Annotated in this window: 17 protein-coding genes; 16 read left to right on the forward strand and 1 reads right to left on the reverse strand. The window is 59.5% G+C overall.

Going from position 1 to position 16,035, the window contains the following annotated elements; all coding sequences use genetic code 11:
- Positions 1-15: 15 nt before the first annotated feature.
- From mraY to GOV87_RS00160, 3 genes are all read left to right on the forward strand, one after another.
- Entirely contained in the window at positions 16-1,098 is a 1,083-nt protein-coding gene (gene mraY, locus GOV87_RS00150) for a phospho-N-acetylmuramoyl-pentapeptide-transferase (protein WP_171120644.1), read from the forward strand.
- A 150-nt stretch (positions 1,099-1,248) separates the two neighbouring features.
- Positions 1,249-2,649, forward strand: coding sequence for a UDP-N-acetylmuramoyl-L-alanine--D-glutamate ligase (murD, locus tag GOV87_RS00155; RefSeq protein WP_171210415.1), 1,401 nt, complete (start codon positions 1,249-1,251; stop codon positions 2,647-2,649).
- 105 nt (positions 2,650-2,754) lie between these two features.
- Positions 2,755-3,129: a glycine zipper family protein gene (locus GOV87_RS00160; protein WP_254428667.1), complete on the forward strand. Its 375-nt coding sequence runs from the start codon at positions 2,755-2,757 to the stop codon at positions 3,127-3,129.
- On the opposite strand, the gene GOV87_RS00165 is transcribed toward GOV87_RS00160, so the two are convergent.
- A complete protein-coding gene (locus tag GOV87_RS00165; RefSeq protein ID WP_171210416.1) occupies positions 3,126-4,304 on the reverse strand; it encodes an NAD(P)/FAD-dependent oxidoreductase in 1,179 nt (392 codons plus the stop codon). The genes GOV87_RS00160 and GOV87_RS00165 overlap by 4 nt on opposite strands.
- Before the next feature lie 139 nt (positions 4,305-4,443).
- On the opposite strand from GOV87_RS00165, the gene GOV87_RS00170 reads away from it, so the two are divergent.
- From GOV87_RS00170 to ftsZ, 13 genes are all read left to right on the forward strand, one after another.
- A complete protein-coding gene (locus tag GOV87_RS00170; protein ID WP_171210417.1) occupies positions 4,444-4,842 on the forward strand; it encodes a rhodanese-like domain-containing protein in 399 nt (132 codons plus the stop codon).
- 173 nt (positions 4,843-5,015) lie between these two features.
- A complete protein-coding gene (gene ftsW / locus GOV87_RS00175) occupies positions 5,016-6,179 on the forward strand; it encodes a putative lipid II flippase FtsW (protein ID WP_171210418.1) in 1,164 nt (387 codons plus the stop codon).
- Positions 6,179-7,276, forward strand: a complete 1,098-nt coding sequence (locus tag GOV87_RS00180; RefSeq protein WP_171210419.1) for a UDP-N-acetylglucosamine--N-acetylmuramyl-(pentapeptide) pyrophosphoryl-undecaprenol N-acetylglucosamine transferase — start codon at positions 6,179-6,181, stop codon at positions 7,274-7,276. The genes ftsW and GOV87_RS00180 overlap by 1 nt, the downstream gene beginning before the upstream one ends.
- Positions 7,273-8,682: a UDP-N-acetylmuramate--L-alanine ligase gene (gene murC, locus GOV87_RS00185; RefSeq protein WP_171122504.1), complete on the forward strand. Its 1,410-nt coding sequence runs from the start codon at positions 7,273-7,275 to the stop codon at positions 8,680-8,682. The genes GOV87_RS00180 and murC overlap by 4 nt, the downstream gene beginning before the upstream one ends.
- Before the next feature lie 74 nt (positions 8,683-8,756).
- The gene (locus tag GOV87_RS00190; protein WP_171210420.1) at positions 8,757-9,005 is read left to right on the forward strand and encodes a DUF2484 family protein; all 249 of its coding nucleotides are present in this window, start codon (positions 8,757-8,759) and stop codon (positions 9,003-9,005) included.
- A complete protein-coding gene (locus tag GOV87_RS00195) occupies positions 9,002-9,256 on the forward strand; it encodes a DUF2484 family protein (protein WP_171120664.1) in 255 nt (84 codons plus the stop codon). The genes GOV87_RS00190 and GOV87_RS00195 overlap by 4 nt, the downstream gene beginning before the upstream one ends.
- A gap of 45 nt (positions 9,257-9,301) precedes the next feature.
- Positions 9,302-10,228 carry a UDP-N-acetylmuramate dehydrogenase gene (gene murB / locus GOV87_RS00200; RefSeq protein WP_171122509.1) on the forward strand — a complete coding sequence of 309 codons (927 nt, stop codon included), beginning with the start codon at positions 9,302-9,304 and terminating at the stop codon, positions 10,226-10,228.
- 101 nt (positions 10,229-10,329) lie between these two features.
- A complete protein-coding gene (locus tag GOV87_RS00205) occupies positions 10,330-11,253 on the forward strand; it encodes a D-alanine--D-alanine ligase (RefSeq protein WP_171210421.1) in 924 nt (307 codons plus the stop codon).
- Entirely contained in the window at positions 11,241-12,242 is a 1,002-nt protein-coding gene (locus GOV87_RS00210; RefSeq protein ID WP_171210422.1) for a cell division protein FtsQ/DivIB, read from the forward strand. Before GOV87_RS00205 ends, GOV87_RS00210 begins: the two co-directional genes overlap by 13 nt.
- A gap of 8 nt (positions 12,243-12,250) precedes the next feature.
- A complete protein-coding gene (gene ftsA / locus GOV87_RS00215) occupies positions 12,251-13,585 on the forward strand; it encodes a cell division protein FtsA (RefSeq protein WP_171210715.1) in 1,335 nt (444 codons plus the stop codon).
- Positions 13,572-13,985 carry a hypothetical protein gene (locus GOV87_RS00220; RefSeq protein ID WP_171210423.1) on the forward strand — a complete coding sequence of 138 codons (414 nt, stop codon included), beginning with the start codon at positions 13,572-13,574 and terminating at the stop codon, positions 13,983-13,985. The genes ftsA and GOV87_RS00220 overlap by 14 nt, the downstream gene beginning before the upstream one ends.
- A 101-nt stretch (positions 13,986-14,086) precedes the next feature.
- Positions 14,087-14,284, forward strand: coding sequence for a hypothetical protein (locus GOV87_RS00225; protein WP_171210424.1), 198 nt, complete (start codon positions 14,087-14,089; stop codon positions 14,282-14,284).
- A gap of 48 nt (positions 14,285-14,332) precedes the next feature.
- Positions 14,333-15,955, forward strand: a complete 1,623-nt coding sequence (gene ftsZ / locus GOV87_RS00230) for a cell division protein FtsZ (RefSeq protein WP_171210425.1) — start codon at positions 14,333-14,335, stop codon at positions 15,953-15,955.
- Positions 15,956-16,035: the final 80 nt, after the last annotated feature.

Here is a 16,035-nt window from a genome sequence, read left to right on the forward strand (position 1 = left end):
GAGAAAGGTTTTAAGATGCTTTATTGGTTGACCGGCCTGTCGGACGGGGGGGATTTCTTTAACCTCTTTCGGTACATCACGTTCCGTGCAGGTGGGGCCTTTATGACTGCGTTGATCTTTGGGTTCCTGTTTGGAAAACCGCTGATCAATGTGTTGCGCCGCAAGCAGGGCAAGGGTCAGCCGATCCGGGATGACGGTCCCGAGGGGCATTTCTCAAAGGCCGGAACGCCAACCATGGGCGGCCTGCTGATAGTCGGGGCGCTTGTGACGTCTACTCTGGTCTGGGCGCGGTGGGACAACCCCTATGTCTGGATGGTGCTGTTCGTAACTTTGGCTTACGCAGCCATTGGTTTTGCCGACGATTACGCCAAGGTGTCCAAGCAGAACACTAAGGGCGTTTCGGGTAAAATGAGGCTTGCTCTGGGGATCATTATTGCGGTTCTGGCTTCGCTATGGGCGACTTTGCACCATCCCGAGGCTTTGCAGAACCAGCTTGCCGTGCCGGTTTTCAAGGACACGCTGGTCAATCTGGGGATATTCTACATTCCGTTCTCGATTATCGTGATTGTGGGTGCGGCGAATGCCGTGAACCTGACCGACGGGTTGGACGGGCTTGCGATCATGCCTGCAATGATCGCGGCATCGACGCTGGGGATCATCGCGTATGCGGTAGGCCGGGTCGACTTTACCGAATATCTGGACGTGCACTATGTGCCGGGAACGGGTGAAATCTTTATCTTTACCTCGGCGCTTTTCGGCGCAGGGCTTGGGTTTCTTTGGTATAATGCGCCGCCTGCCGCCGTGTTCATGGGTGATACCGGGTCACTGGCCTTAGGGGGCGCGCTGGGTGCAATCGCAGTTGCCACCAAGCACGAATTGGTACTGGCCGTTGTCGGCGGTCTGTTCGTCGTCGAGGCACTGAGCGTGATCATTCAGGTCCTGTACTTCAAACGCACCGGTCGCCGCGTATTCCTGATGGCGCCGATCCACCATCACTATGAGAAAAAGGGGTGGGCGGAACCGACGATCGTGATCCGGTTCTGGATCATTTCCCTGATCCTGGCGATGATTGGTCTAGCGACGCTGAAGGTCCGGTAGCCCTCCCGCCAGGTTCGGCGGACCTTCGGTCCACCTGCCACCTGTTGGGCCCGGCTCGCGCTGGCGCGCGAGCCTGTCTATCCCCTTGCCAATGAGGGGGTCTTCTGCGCAGGGTGGCGCCCAAGCCAAAGTCAAAAAAGGGTGGGCAGCATGATCCCGGTCAAAGGGTTTTCAGGACATAAAGTTGCGGTTCTGGGACTTGGTCGGTCAGGGCTGGCCGCCGCACGCGCATTAAGGGCTGGCGGCGCAGAGCCGGTCTGTTGGGATGACAACCCAGCGGCCCGCGAGACGGTGGAAGGCGAAGGTTTTGCCTGCGCCGACCTTTTGCGCCATGGCGCGTTTGACGACATCGCCACGCTGATCGTCTCGCCGGGTATTCCGCATCTTTATCCTGACCCGAACCCTGTGGTGGCCGCTGCATTGGATGCGGGCGTGCCGGTAGACAACGACATCGGGCTGTTCTTCCGCTCTTTCGCGGGTGCGGAATGGAACAACTACGATATGCCTCCGCGCGTGATTGCGGTTACGGGGTCGAACGGTAAATCGACCACGGCCGCTTTGATCCATCATATCCTTACCGAAGCGGGGCGAGAGGCTCAGTTGGCGGGGAACATCGGGCGGGGTGTTCTGGATATTGAGCCGGGCGGGGATGGCTCTGTCGTGGTGCTGGAACTGAGCAGCTATCAGACAGAACTTGCCCGCGCTTTGACGCCGGATGTAGCGGTGTTCACCAATCTTTCACCGGATCATCTAGATCGCCACGGCGGGATGGGCGGGTATTTTGCGGCCAAGCGCCGGTTGTTTGCCGAAGGCGGACCAGACCGCGCTGTGATCGGCATCGACGAAAAAGAAGGAGCGTTTTTGGCCGGTCAGCTTGCCGAGGGGCCCTCTGACGACCGGGTGATCCGCGTATCGGTCGCACGCAAATTGACGGGCCCCGGATGGCAGGTCTTCGCGCGCAAGGGGTTTTTGTCGGAATATCGCAAAGGTCGGCAGGCCGGGTCGATTGACATGCGTGGGATCAAGGGACTGCCCGGTTCCCATAACCACCAGAACGCATGTGCGGCATACGCAGCCTGTCGTGCGTTGGGCTTAGCCCCCCGCGTGATCGAGGACGCACTGCACAGCTATCCCGGCCTGCCGCACCGCAGCCAGATCATCGCCGAAGCAGATGGCGTTACTTTTGTGAACGACTCCAAGGCCACCAACGTGGACAGTGCTCTGAAGGCGCTGAACGCATTTGGAAAAATCCGCTGGATTTGCGGTGGGCTAGAGAAAGAGGGCGGATTGTCGGCATTGAACGCAGCATCGGACAGAGTCATCAAAGCCTATGTGATCGGGCGCGAGGCGGCCGGGTTTGCCATGCAGCTTGACGCGGAAACGCTGGTTTGCACGACGATGGCCGAGGCCGTAGCGCAGGCCATGTCGGACGCCCAGCCGGGTGAAACTGTGCTATTGGCCCCAGCGGCGGCTAGTTTCGACCAATACGACAGTTTCGAGCGACGCGGAGAAGACTTTGAGGCGCAGGTTCGGCAGAGGCTGTCAGAATAGAGGTTTGCAATTGATCGCCGGTTGAGCGAAGCTGAGTTGCTATCAGCTTGACGCGCCAAGATTATTGGTTTTGCCTGCCTTCAAATTCAACGTGAGGTTATGATTATGCCATACCGTAAATTCTCTTTGATCCTGCCCGCTATTTTGGTGGTTGGAGCCTGCTCCAATGTCGGTGCCAATTACCAGCCGGTCGTCGATGGACCGGTTGGGCCAAACTACAACGCGGATCTGGCCCAGTGTCAGGCGCTTGCACGGTCTCAGCCGACAGTGGATAGCCGGACGGCTGGCGCTGCTGCCATCGGCGCGGCGGGTGCTGCCGGCACCAAGGCGATCATTGACGACAGCGCCAGCGATCTAGGACGTGCCGCCGTAGCGGGTGCGCTGGTAGGTGCGGGTGCGAGCGCGATTAATAATACTCAAAATCAGGAAGTGATCGTGCGCAACTGTATGCGCGGACGTGGGTATAACGTCGTAGGTTAACGGTCCGCGATCGCAGTTCCGGCGGCGTGGCCCGATGACCACGCCCACTGGAAGTTGTATCCGCCCAGCCAGCCTGTGACATCCACTGCTTCGCCAATCGCATAGAGGCCGGGGACATCCCTGGCCTCCATCGTTCTGGACGAAAGGTCGTCGGTGTCGATCCCACCCAACGTGACCTCGGCGGTGCGGTAGCCCTCGGTGCCAGATGGGGTCAGTTGCCAGTTTGATAGGGCTTTGACCAGTTCAATCAGAGCGGCATCGGATTGGTCGGCCAGATTGCCTTGCATGGGGATGATGCGGCTGAGGAATTCCACCAGACGACTGGGCAGGTGTCGGGCCAGTTCGGTGGTCAGAGCTTTGCGCCCTCCGGCCTGCCGCTGATCGCGCAGCACGTCAAACAGAGCGAGATCAGGGATCAGATTGACGCTGATGTCTTCGCCCTCGCGCCAGTAAGAGGACAGTTGCAGGACAGACGGTCCGCTGAGGCCGCGATGGGTGAACAGCAGCGCTTCGTCAAAGCTGGTGCGCGTGTTCGACAGTCGGGCAGGCAGGGAAACGCCTGAAAGCTCTTTGAATTTTGCGTCCGAAAACGTGAATGGCACCAGCGCCGCCCTTGTATCAGTAATGCCCAACCCGAATTGTCGCGCGATGTCATAGGCCAGCCCGGTCGCACCCATTTTGGGGATCGACTTGCCGCCCGTGGCCAGCACCAGATTGGCGCAGGTCAGGGAAACGCGCTGTCCTTCGCGATCGACGTCAAGGGCGAACCCGCTTTCCGTCTTGCGAAGGTCCCTCAACTCGGCCCGGACCCACAATTCGGCCCCTGCATTCGCCATCTCATCCATCAGCATCTGAATGATCTGTTTTGAGGAACCGTCGCAGAACAACTGCCCTAGCGTTTTCTCGTGCCACGAAATCATGTGCCGCCCGACCAGATCGATGAAATCCCACTGGGTGTACCGGGCCAATGCGGATTTGCAAAAATGCGGGTTCTGCGACAGGAAGTTGCCAGGACCTGCGTACATGTTCGTAAAGTTGCAGCGCCCGCCGCCCGAGATACGGATTTTCTCACCCGCGGCCTTCGCATGGTCGATCGCTAATACGCGCCCACCGCAATGGGCGGCGCACATCATACCGGCTGCCCCGGCACCAAGGATGATCGTGTCAAAGTCCATGTGTTGCGCATGGCGCGGATTACCTGGGATGGCAAGGGGGACTTGGTGCATGCCATGTTTGTCGCGGCCCTTTCTTTGATGCTATGAGCTGTCGGGTATTCTCTGCACCGATGCGTGACGTATTCAGGAAAGGTCCAATATGCCCCAGACAATAACAAAGGGAATCAAGGCACTGCTGGCCGAAGCGAATGCCGTTGTTTCGTCGGTTTCGGTTGAGCAGGCCCAAGCCATGCTAGACAGTGACGACCACGTTCTGATCGACTTGCGCGACTTTCGCGAATTAAAACGGTCTGGCAAGATCCCCGGAGCATTCTCATGCCCCAGAGGGATGCTCGAGTTTTGGATCGACCCCGAAAGCCCATATCACAAGGACGTCTTTGATCAGGACAAGACCTACGTGTTCTATTGCGCCAGCGCGTGGCGGTCGGCGCTTAGTGTCAAAATCGCGATGGAGATGGGGCTAAAGCCGGTTGTTCATATCGAAGGTGGGTTTACCGCTTGGGCCAAGTCCGGTGCACCGGTTGAAGAAGTTGAGTAGTCAGATTTAGGCGAACATCATTCCGCAAACCCCCGTCCCGGTGGGACTTTGCTGACGGCGGTTTGTTTTTGCTCAAACCCCTCATTTTACTGGCCCAAAGGCAAAAACCGGGATAGACTCTCAATCAGATCCCGAAAACGGGACGTGAACGAGGCAGAGAGTGGCGGTATCTCATGACTGAGATGGTGTATGGCGCGGTCCGGGACACGCGCGGGGAACCGATTCTTCCAAAGTGGTGGCGCACGATTGATCGCTGGACCATGTCCTGCGTTCTGATCCTGTTTGTCATCGGCTTGTTGCTGGGGCTGGCCTCGTCGCCGCCGCTGGCAGGGCGCAACGGATTCGATCCGTTTCATTATGTCGAACGGCAGGCGCTGTTTGGCGGGCTGGCGCTGATTGCGATGCTGCTGACCTCGATGATGTCGCCGACGCTGGTGCGCCGCTTGGCAGTGCTGGGCTTTCTGGGCGCGTTTGTCGCGCTGGCCTTTCTGCCGGTTTTCGGCACCGATTTCGGCAAGGGCGCGGTGCGCTGGTATTCGCTGGGCTTTGCCTCGCTGCAACCATCCGAGTTTTTGAAACCCGGTTTCATCGTCGTCGCCGCATGGTTGCTGGCCGCGTCGCAAGAGATCAACGGCCCTCCGGGGCGGTTGTGGTCTTTTGCGCTGTGCATGGCGATTGTGGCGATGCTGGTGTTGCAACCGGATTTCGGGCAGGCGTGCCTGATCCTGTTTGGCTGGGGCGTGATGTATTTCGTGGCCGGTGCGCCGATGCTGCTGCTGGTGGGCATGGCGGGGGCCGTGGTGCTGGGCGGGATGCTGGCCTATTCGAATTCCGAACATTTTGCCCGCCGCATTGACGGGTTCCTGAACCAAGAGGTCGATCCGACCACTCAGCTGGGCTATGCCACCAATGCCATCCGCGAGGGCGGGCTGTTCGGCGTTGGCGTGGGCGAGGGGCAGGTGAAATGGTCGCTGCCCGATGCGCATACGGATTTCATCATCGCCGTCGCAGCCGAGGAATATGGCTTGGTTCTGGTCCTGATCATCATCGCGCTTTATGCGCTGATCGTCGTGCGCTCGTTGCTGCGGCTGATGCGCGAGCGCGACATGTTCATCCGTCTGGCAGGGACAGGTCTGGCCTGCATGTTCGGCGTTCAGGCGATGATCAACATGGGGGTGGCCGTGCGTCTGCTGCCCGCCAAGGGCATGACATTGCCGTTCGTCAGCTATGGTGGTTCCTCGCTGATTGCGGGTGGAATTGCGGTTGGCATGTTGCTGGCCTTTACCCGCACCCGGCCACAGGGCGAACTGGGCGACATACTGCGCGGACGAGGTTGATGACAGCACCTTATCTTCTGATTGCGGCGGGCGGCACCGGGGGTCACATGTTCCCGGCACAGGCGCTGGCCGAGGCAATGCTGCACAAAGGCTGGCGCGTCCGTTTGTCAACTGATGCGCGCGGTGCGCGTTATACCGGTGGCTTTCCTCATTCGACCGAGATTGTCGAGGCCAGTTCCGCCACTTTCGCGCGGGGCGGTTTGGCCGCCAAAGCGATGGTGGGCCCAAAGATCGCGGGCGGCGTGACCAGCATGGCAATGCAGATGATGCGCGACCGACCTGACGTGGTTGTCGGCTTTGGTGGATACCCCTCAATCCCTGCGTTGGGGGCGGCAACGTTGCTGAAAATCCCGCGCATGATCCACGAACAGAACGGTGTGCTGGGCCGCGTGAACCAGTTGTTTGCCAAGCGCGTGGCGCAGGTGGCTTGCGGTGTGTGGCCCACGGACCTGCCAGACGGCGCGAAGGGGGTCCACACCGGCAACCCGGTCCGCGCCGCCGTGTTAGAGCGTGCAGCGTCGGGGTACATCCCCCCCGGCGACTACCCGATGTCTGTGCTTGTTATGGGCGGCTCGCAGGGGGCACGTATTCTCAGCGACGTTGTGCCCGGTGCGATCGCGGCATTGCCCGAAGCCCTGCGGGCCCATATCCGCGTGGCGCATCAGGCGCGGGATGAGGATGGCGAACGTGTCGCCGCGTTTTATGCCGATAACGGAATTCGCGCCGAAGTCTTGCCATTCTTCGATGACGTCCCGCGACGCATGTCCGATGCGCAACTTGTCATAAGCCGCTCGGGTGCCTCCAGCGTTGCCGATATCTCGGTAATCGGGCGGCCTTCGATCCTGATCCCTTTTGCCGCTGCTGCCGGAGATCACCAAACCGCCAATGCTCGCGGGTTGGTGCAGGCCGGTGGCGCGATCATGATCCCAGAAAACCTGCTTGACGTTGCTGCGTTGAGCGAGCAAATCACCGCAGTTCTGACAAACCCCGAAGCCGCGCAAAAGATGGCCCACGCCGCCCTCTCGACCGGCGCGCCCGATGCGACCGAGCGTCTGGTGCACCTCGTCGAACAGTTGGCGCAGAAGGAGACCACATGAATCCAGCAACTAAACTGCCGCAAGACGTAGGATCGATCCACTTTGTCGGGATCGGCGGGATTGGGATGTCGGGGATTGCCGAGGTTCTGCTGAACCTGGGCTACCGTGTGCAGGGCTCGGACCTGAAAGCGTCCAAGATCACTGACCGTCTGGCCGGTTTGGGGGCCGAGATTTTCGTGGGCCAGCGCGCCGAAAACCTTGAAAATGCGGCCGTTGTGGTGGTGTCTACTGCGATCAAGGCGGGGAATCCCGAATTGGACGGTGCCCGTGCGCAGGGCCTGCCGGTGGTGCGCCGTGCCGACATGCTGGCGGAGCTGATGCGCCTGAAGTCCAACATTGCCATCGCCGGAACCCATGGCAAAACAACCACCACCACCATGATGGCTGAACTCATGGTCGCCGGAGATTTCGACCCCACCGTGATCAATGGCGGCATCATTCACGCCTATGGCAGCAACGCGCGGATGGGGCAGGGCGAATGGATGGTGGTCGAAGCCGACGAATCGGATGGCTCGTTCAACCGTCTGCCCGCGACCATTGCCATCGTCACCAATATCGACCCCGAACATATGGAGCATTGGGGCGATTTCGATAAACTTCGCGATGGGTTCTATGAGTTCGTCTCGAACCTGCCTTTCTATGGGCTGGCGGTCTGTTGCACGGATCATGCCGAGGTGCAGACGCTGGTGGGTCGTATCACCGACCGCCGCGTGCGCACTTATGGGTTTAACGCGCAGGCCGATGTGCGGGCGGTGAACCTGACCTATAAGGGCGGCGTCGCGCATTTTGATGTTCATCTGCAATATGAAGACACGGTGATCGAAGGCTGCACGCTGCCGATGCCGGGCGACCACAATGTCTCGAACGCTCTGTCCGCCGTGGCCGTTGCCCGCCATCTGGGTATGAAAACCGCGGAAATCCGCGAGGCTTTGGCCAATTTCGGCGGCGTCAATCGCCGTTTCACCAAGGTGGGGGAAGTCGACGGTGTCACCATTATCGACGATTACGGCCACCACCCGGTTGAAATCGCCGCCGTACTAAAAGCTGCACGTCAGGCTTCCGAAGGCCGCGTAATCGCAGTGCATCAACCGCATCGGTATTCACGCCTGTCAAACCTGTTTGATGATTTCTGCACCTGTTTCAATGACGCCGACGTGGTCGCCATTGCCGAAATCTTTGCCGCCGGAGAAGATCCGATCGAGGGGGCATCCCGCGATGATTTGGTGCAGGGCCTGATCCGCCACGGCCACCGCCATGCCCGCGCGCTGCTGGATGAAAACGATCTGGAACGGCTGGTCCGCGAACAGGCCCGTCCGGGCGACATGGTCGTCTGTCTGGGGGCCGGTACGATCAGCGCATGGGCCAATGGTTTGCCGGAACGGTTGCTGCGCAAGCAGGCTGGATAAGGTAATGGACTCTGCCGACGCGCAACCTTAAAGAGCGTGGTCGGACTCGCCAGAAAGCGTCCTTGGAGGGGCGAATGGTTTATTCAGTGGTATTTGCAGGATTGTGGGTGGTGGCCTCGACCGTCGTGGCCATGCTGCCGATGCGTCTGCAATTTCCACCCGGCGTTGTTCTGTTCGTGGCGGCACCTGCACTGATCGTCTGGTTAGGCCATGATTTCGGCTGGTTCTTTTCAGTGCTGGCATTTGCTGCCTTTGCGTCAATGTTCCGCAATCCCATCCGTCATTACTGGCACCGTTGGACAGGGCAGGAGGTAGAAGAGTGAACTTGTCTCTTGCTCTTGCTTTCATGTGGGGGATCGCTGCGAATGTGCTGGCGATGATCCCAAGCAAAGACAACCACTGGACCAGGGCTTATGTTCTGATTGCTGTTGGCATTCCGATCCTTGGCTATGTGACTTTGCAAAATGGTCCCTGGATTGGCTTGGTCGTTCTGGCGGCGGGAATGTCCGTGTTGCGCTGGCCGGTGATCTATCTGGGGCGGTGGGTGCGCAAAGTACTTGGCGCGACGCTCTGACCAATACAGCTTGCGTTGCAGGTTCAAATCCGCGAATTAGCAGGCATGACAGCTCTTCCCACGCCACGCGGCAAACTCTCTGAAAACCGACCTTTGAATGATCTGACATGGCTGCGCGTCGGCGGGCCGGCGGACTATCTGTTCCAACCAGCCGATTTGGAGGACCTGCGGGATTTCCTGCGGCGGCTTCCCGGAGACATGGCGGTTTTTCCGATGGGTGTCGGCTCTAACCTCATTGTGCGCGACGGGGGGCTGAGGGCGGTTGTGATCCGTTTGGGGCGGGGCTTCAATGGCATTGGCGTCGAAGGCAACCGAGTAACGGCAGGGGCTGCTGCGCTGGATGCGCATGTTGCGCGCAAAGCGGCGGATGCGGGGGTTGATCTAACGTTCCTGCGCACCATTCCCGGGTCTATCGGTGGTGCTGTGCGGATGAACGCGGGGTGTTATGGCAGCTACACGGCGGATGTCCTGCGCAATGCGACTATCGTGACCCGTCAGGGCGACGTTGTGGACCTGACCCCTGACGAGCTGAACTTTAGCTATCGCCAGTCGGACCTGCCCGAAGGTGCGGTGCTGATCTCGGCGACGTTTGAGGGGCCTTCCGCTGATCCGCAGGTCTTGCATGATCGCATGACCGCGCAACTTAAGAAACGCGACGAAACCCAGCCCACCAAAGACCGCAGCGCGGGGTCCACTTTTCGCAATCCGGCGGGGTATTCCTCGACCGGCCAAGCCGATGATGTGCATGATCTGAAGGCGTGGAAGGTGATTGACGATGCGGGAATGCGCGGCGCGGCCAGAGGCGGCGCGCAGATGAGTCCCAAGCATTCGAATTTCATGATCAATACTGGCACCGCAACCGCCGCCGACCTTGAAGGTCTGGGTGAAGAGGTGCGAAAAAAGGTTTACGAAACAAGCGGCATCACGCTAGAGTGGGAAATCATGCGGGTCGGTGATCCGCAGACAGATTAAGACCCCAACCGTCAGACCAAAACAGGCAAATTCAGGCGACGGATCAAGGGTATAAACGTATACGGACCACCAGATAAGGTCCGGGGACATTGAGGCGCTAAGTGGGTAAGTCGAGCAGGACACACCCCAAAGTGGCGGTATTGATGGGCGGCCCCTCGGCAGAACGCGAGGTGTCACTCAGCAGCGGGCGCGAATGCGCAGCCGCCCTCAGGGGAGAAGGCTTTGAAGTGGTCGAGCTGGACGCGGGTCCCGACCTTTACGCGCGCCTTTTGGACATCAAGCCAGATGTTGTTTTCAACGCCCTGCATGGCCGCTGGGGTGAGGATGGCTGCGTGCAGGGACTGCTGGAATGGATGCGGATACCCTATACGCATTCCGGCGTGCTGGCCTCGGCTTTGGCGATGGACAAACAGCGCAGCAAGGAAATTTACCAGACCGAGGGTCTGCCTATCGTACCCAGCGTGATCGTGCCCAAGGTCGAGGTTGTCGAAGTTCACGTGATGGAGCCGCCCTACGTGGCCAAGCCCAATAACGAAGGGTCCAGCGTAGGGATCTACATCGTTCACGAAGGGTCCAACGGACCGCCGAAACTGTCGGATGATATGCCCGAACATGTCATGGTCGAGAAATACGTGGCCGGGCGTGAATTGACGGTGACGGTGGTGGGGGATCGCGCCCTTACAGTGACCGAAATCATGACGGATGGCGGCTGGTACGACTATGACGCCAAGTATAAGCCGGGCGGTTCGTGGCACGTACTGCCTGCTGATATTCCGCAAAACATTTTCCAACTTTGCATGGAATACGCAATTAAGGCCCACAATGCTTTGGGTTGCCGGGGCGTAAGCCGTACCGACTATCGCTGGGATGACAGCATGGGCGCGGATGGGTTGTTCCTGCTCGAGACCAACACGCAACCGGGCATGACGCCAACATCTTTGGTGCCCGAGCAGGCAGAACATTGCGGTATGATGTTCGGACAGCTTTGCGCTTGGATGGTGGAGGATGCCTCATGCGACCGTTAAGAGCCACTCGCGCACCTGTCATACTCCGGTCAAAACCGTTGTCGGGGCCGGATGCGGATTTCGCGTCGGGCGAACATCACGATGTTGAGCCGAAACTGCGTTTGCAAGGCGCAAAGCTGTTTGGCCGCAAGTCCCGTCGCTTTGACCCCGCGCCGTCACGCCTCAGCTACCGGATACAGCGCTGGATGCTGACACCGGGTGTGCGGCGTGGCCTGAAGGTTGGGTTGCCGATTTTTGCGATCTGCGCGGCTGTTGGCCTCTATTTCAGCGCGGCAGAGCGGCGCGACGCATTGGTGGCTTATGCCAACGATATCAAGACTTCTATCCAGCAACGCCCCGAATTCATGGTCAACCTGATGGCGATCGACGGGGCAGGCCCCGGTCTGGCGGATGATATCCGTGCAGTGGTGCCGTTGGATTTCCCGATCAGTTCTTGGGATCTGGATGCCGATCAGATCCGCGATACGATCACGGGGCTGGACCCTGTCAAATCGGCGACCGTGCGCGTTCGTCCGGGTGGAATCCTTCAGGTGGATGTTGTCGAGCGCCAGCCTGTTGTCGTCTGGCGTACGCGGGGCGGTATCGAGCTGCTGGATGACACCGGCGCGCATGTCGAGCGAATTGTCTCGCGCAAGGACCATTCCGGCCTGCCTTTGATCGCGGGCAAGGGTGCCGATGCCCATGTGCCGCAAGCGTTGGAACTGTTGGCGACTGCGCGCAGCCTTGGCAACCGGGTGCGCGGGCTTGTGCGTATAGGCGAACGCCGCTGGGATCTGGTGCTGGATCGGGGTCAGCGCATCATGCTGCCGACAGAACGCCCCGTCCGGGCGTTGGAGCGCGTGCTGGCCGTAAACGAAGTTCAGGATCTGCTGGAACGCGACGTGGCCGTGGTCGACATGCGCCTGGGTCAGCGACCAACCATCCGAATGACCAAAGCTGCCAGCGAAGACTGGTGGAATACAAAAGTAGATGTAAGTAGCGGGCAGTAACGATTATGATGACCGACCTTTATCAGTCTCAACGGGCCATGCGGCAAATGCGCAGACAGGCAATGCAGCGCGGTGTGGTTGCCATTCTGGATGTCGGCAGCTCAAAGATTGCCTGCCTTGTGCTTCGGTTTGACGGCGCCGGTCGCCTGAACGAAGACAGCGGGATCGGATCGCTCGCCGGTCAGTCCGGCTTTCGCGTGATTGGTGCTGCAACGACCCGGTCTCGTGGCGTGCAGTTTGGCGAAGTCACGGCCATGCAGGAAACTGAGCGCGCCATTCGGACGGCGCTGCAAACAGCGCAGAAGATGGCCGATATCCGCGTGGATCACGTGATCGCATGTTTTTCGGGGGCCAATCCCCGATCTTACGGTTTGGACGCTCAGGTTGATCTGGAAGGGCAGGTCGTGACTGAGGCCGAGGTTGGTCGCGTTCTGAATGCCTGCGACGTTCCCGATTACGGTACGGGGCGCGAAGTGCTGCATGCGCAGCCGGTGAACTTTGCTTTGGACAACCGCTCTGGCCTGATCGACCCACGCGGTCAGATGGGGCAATCGCTGGCCGTTGACATGCACATGCTCACCGTTGACGCCGTTGCAATCCAGAACATCGTGCGCTGTATCAAGCGTTGTGATCTAGAGCTCGCCGGGATCGCGAACTCGGCCTATGTGTCGGGTGTTTCGGCCTTGGTCGAGGACGAGCAGGAACTGGGCGCGGCCTGTATTGACATGGGCGGTGGCACGACCAGCGTGTCGATCTTCATGAAGAAACACATGATCTACGCCGATTGCGTGCGTATGGGCGGTGATCACGTGACCTCGGATATCTCGATGGGGCTGGGTGTTCCCGCGCATGTGGCTGAACGTATCAAAACATTCAATGGGGGGGTTCATGCGACAGGCGCAGATGATCGTGACCTGATCGACATCGGTGGCGATACCGGCGACTGGGAGCACGATCGCCGGACCGTAAGCCGGGCCGAATTGATCGGGATCATGCGTCCTCGTGTGGAAGAGATCCTGGAAGAGGTCCGCATTCGTCTGGATGCTGCGGGGTTCGAACACATGCCCAGTCAGCAGATTGTGCTAACGGGCGGTGGTAGCCAGATCATGGGCCTGGATGGGCTTGCGACCCGTATTCTGGGTCAGCGCGTCCGCTTGGGGCGCCCCCTTCGCGTTCATGGGTTGCCGCAATCGGCAACCGGGCCGGGATTTTCGTCGGCGGTGGGCCTTAGCCTGTTCGCGGCGCATCCGCAGGATGAATGGTGGGACTTTGAAATCCCGGTCGATACCTATGCGGCGCGCCCTTTCAAGCGCGCAGTGCGCTGGTTCCGTGACAATTGGTAAGGTCCTGATCGCGGCGCTTGTCGCTGCGATTCCCACTACCCCATCGGCCCAGACTCGCATCACGCCTGAGGCGTTTCTAAGCGCGGTCGAGGGCAAAACCGTCAAGTTCCACGACTACCCGAGCGGCGATCTGGTGGGGACCGAAGAATTCCTCAGCCCGACTCTCTCGGTTTGGCGAATGGAGGGCAGGGGTTGTGTCTATGGTCAGATTACAACTCCTGACGGGCAGATCTGCTTTCTCTATGACGATGATGTCGACGGCATTCCGGTTTGCTGGTGGCCCTTTGCGCACGAGGATCGGCTGATGGTTCGTCTGGCCACATTCGCCTATACTGAAATCCAAGAAGTTCGTGATATTTCCGAAGACGGTCTGAACTGTCCAAGTGCCCCAATTGGCTAAAGAAATGTGTTGCGGACGCCGTTGAAATCCCGCAAAATATCCACAGGGCCCGTCAGAGGCCCCGCGGCAGGACCTGAGCAGTTTTCCGCACACAGAAGATGATGGATTTTCAGGTGACGCGCCCGTCAATTGCGGTGTGCCGGTCGCATTTTTTGTGGTGCTTTGAGTTCAATCCGCAACATCTGGCAATCAATGCAAAATACGGCGGTGATCCGCCTTATTTCCTCCATATTTTGTGGATTCTGGCGATTTTTGGCGTGACCTTTGGCGTTTCGGTCGGTAGGATTGTTGAAGGATAGGTAAGAAAAACACCGCTTTGGCGGATCATATAAACAGGCGGACAGAGCATGACATTGAATCTTTCGATGCCCGGGCACGACGAACTGAAGCCTCGGATTACTGTATTTGGCGTTGGTGGCGCAGGCGGTAACGCTGTCAATAACATGATTGAAAAACAGTTGGATGGCGTGGATTTCGTGGTCGCCAATACCGACGCACAAGCACTTCAGCAAAGCCATTCCTCGGCGCGGGTGCAATTGGGCGTCAAAGTGACCGAGGGTCTGGGCGCTGGCGCGCGGCCTACCGTTGGGGCTGCGGCTGCAGAGGAAAGCATCGAACAGATCGTCGATCATCTGGCGGGCGCACATATGTGTTTCATCACCGCCGGCATGGGCGGTGGAACCGGTACAGGCGCTGCTCCGATCATCGCTCAGGCTGCGCGTGAGTTGGGCGTTCTGACTGTTGGCGTGGTAACCAAACCCTTCCAGTTCGAAGGGGCCAAGCGGATGCGTCAGGCCGAAGACGGTGTTGAGGCGCTGCAAAAGGTCGTTGACACGCTGATCATCATTCCGAACCAGAACCTGTTCCGTTTGGCCAATGAAAAGACCACGTTTACCGAGGCGTTCTCGATGGCCGATGACGTTCTGTATCAGGGCGTGAAGGGCGTGACCGACCTGATGGTGCGTCCGGGTCTGATCAACCTCGACTTTGCCGACGTCCGCGCCGTGATGGACGAGATGGGCAAGGCGATGATGGGTACGGGCGAGGCGACCGGCGAAGATCGCGCGGTTCAGGCGGCCGAGAAAGCAATCGCCAACCCGCTGCTGGACGAAATCAGCCTCAAGGGTGCCAAGGGCGTGCTGATCAATATCACCGGTTCGCACGACCTGACCCTGTTCGAATTGGATGAAGCCGCCAACCGCATCCGCGAGGAAGTGGACCCCGAGGCGAACATCATCGTTGGTTCGACCCTGGATACCGCGATGGAAGGCGGCATGCGCGTTTCGGTTGTCGCAACCGGTATTGACGCCAGTGAAAAGCACGATGACGTCCCCGTTGCTCGTCGTTCGATGTCAGCCCCACTGACACGCACAGTTTCGGCAGAAGAACCGCTGCAAGAAGAGACCCCCGTCGCAGCGGAAGAGGTCGTCCCTGAGCCTCAGCCCGAAGTGAACCGCGAACCGTCTTTGTTTGAAACGACCGAGGAACCGGCGGAACCACAGTACCAGCCGCGTGCTGAACAAGACGATGATGGCCTGCCCCCTCCGGCCTATCAGCCGCAGGTCGCTGAGTTCGAACCGACTCCCGAGCCGGTTGAACCTGCTCCGGAAAACTATGTCGCGCCTCAGCCTCAACCAGCGGCGGGCACCCCGTCGCCCGAGGCCCTGCAGCGCCTGCAAGCCGCAGTTCAGAACGTTCCGGCGTCCGAGCGTGGCCACCCAGCGCCGCGCCCGACGGCACCGCAGTCCGCACCTCAGCCGACGGCCCATACTGAGGCTGATCGTCCCCGGTTTGGCTTCAACCGTTTGATCGACCGGATGACCGGTCACGCGGCCGATACACCGGCGCAACCACCGCGCCAACAGCCGGTTATGCGCCAATCTGACGCTACGGCACCAGCACAGGATGAGGCCGATCCCGAACAGGATCGCATCGAAATTCCGGCATTTCTGCGGCGTCAAGCGAACTGATCGCGGTAACAATATACGTTTTAGGGGTCGCCACTTGGCGGCCCTTTTTAATTTAAATACAGTGCCTTAGGTGGGTATAA

Source organism: Ruegeria sp. HKCCA5426, assembly GCF_013034585.1.
GTDB lineage: Bacteria > Pseudomonadota > Alphaproteobacteria > Rhodobacterales > Rhodobacteraceae > Ruegeria.

Coding starts and splice junctions, on each gene's coding strand:
- mraY (WP_171120644.1), top strand. CDS start 16: ATGCTTTATTGGTTGACCGGCCTGTCGGACGGGGGGGATTTCTTTAAC.
- murD (WP_171210415.1), top strand. CDS start 1,249: ATGATCCCGGTCAAAGGGTTTTCAGGACATAAAGTTGCGGTTCTGGGA.
- GOV87_RS00160 (WP_254428667.1), top strand. CDS start 2,755: ATGCCATACCGTAAATTCTCTTTGATCCTGCCCGCTATTTTGGTGGTT.
- GOV87_RS00165 (WP_171210416.1), bottom strand. CDS start 4,304: ATGGACTTTGACACGATCATCCTTGGTGCCGGGGCAGCCGGTATGATG.
- GOV87_RS00170 (WP_171210417.1), top strand. CDS start 4,444: ATGCCCCAGACAATAACAAAGGGAATCAAGGCACTGCTGGCCGAAGCG.
- ftsW (WP_171210418.1), top strand. CDS start 5,016: ATGACTGAGATGGTGTATGGCGCGGTCCGGGACACGCGCGGGGAACCG.
- GOV87_RS00180 (WP_171210419.1), top strand. CDS start 6,179: ATGACAGCACCTTATCTTCTGATTGCGGCGGGCGGCACCGGGGGTCAC.
- murC (WP_171122504.1), top strand. CDS start 7,273: ATGAATCCAGCAACTAAACTGCCGCAAGACGTAGGATCGATCCACTTT.
- GOV87_RS00190 (WP_171210420.1), top strand. CDS start 8,757: ATGGTTTATTCAGTGGTATTTGCAGGATTGTGGGTGGTGGCCTCGACC.
- murB (WP_171122509.1), top strand. CDS start 9,302: ATGACAGCTCTTCCCACGCCACGCGGCAAACTCTCTGAAAACCGACCT.
- GOV87_RS00210 (WP_171210422.1), top strand. CDS start 11,241: ATGCGACCGTTAAGAGCCACTCGCGCACCTGTCATACTCCGGTCAAAA.
- ftsA (WP_171210715.1), top strand. CDS start 12,251: ATGACCGACCTTTATCAGTCTCAACGGGCCATGCGGCAAATGCGCAGA.
- GOV87_RS00225 (WP_171210424.1), top strand. CDS start 14,087: ATGGATTTTCAGGTGACGCGCCCGTCAATTGCGGTGTGCCGGTCGCAT.
- ftsZ (WP_171210425.1), top strand. CDS start 14,333: ATGACATTGAATCTTTCGATGCCCGGGCACGACGAACTGAAGCCTCGG.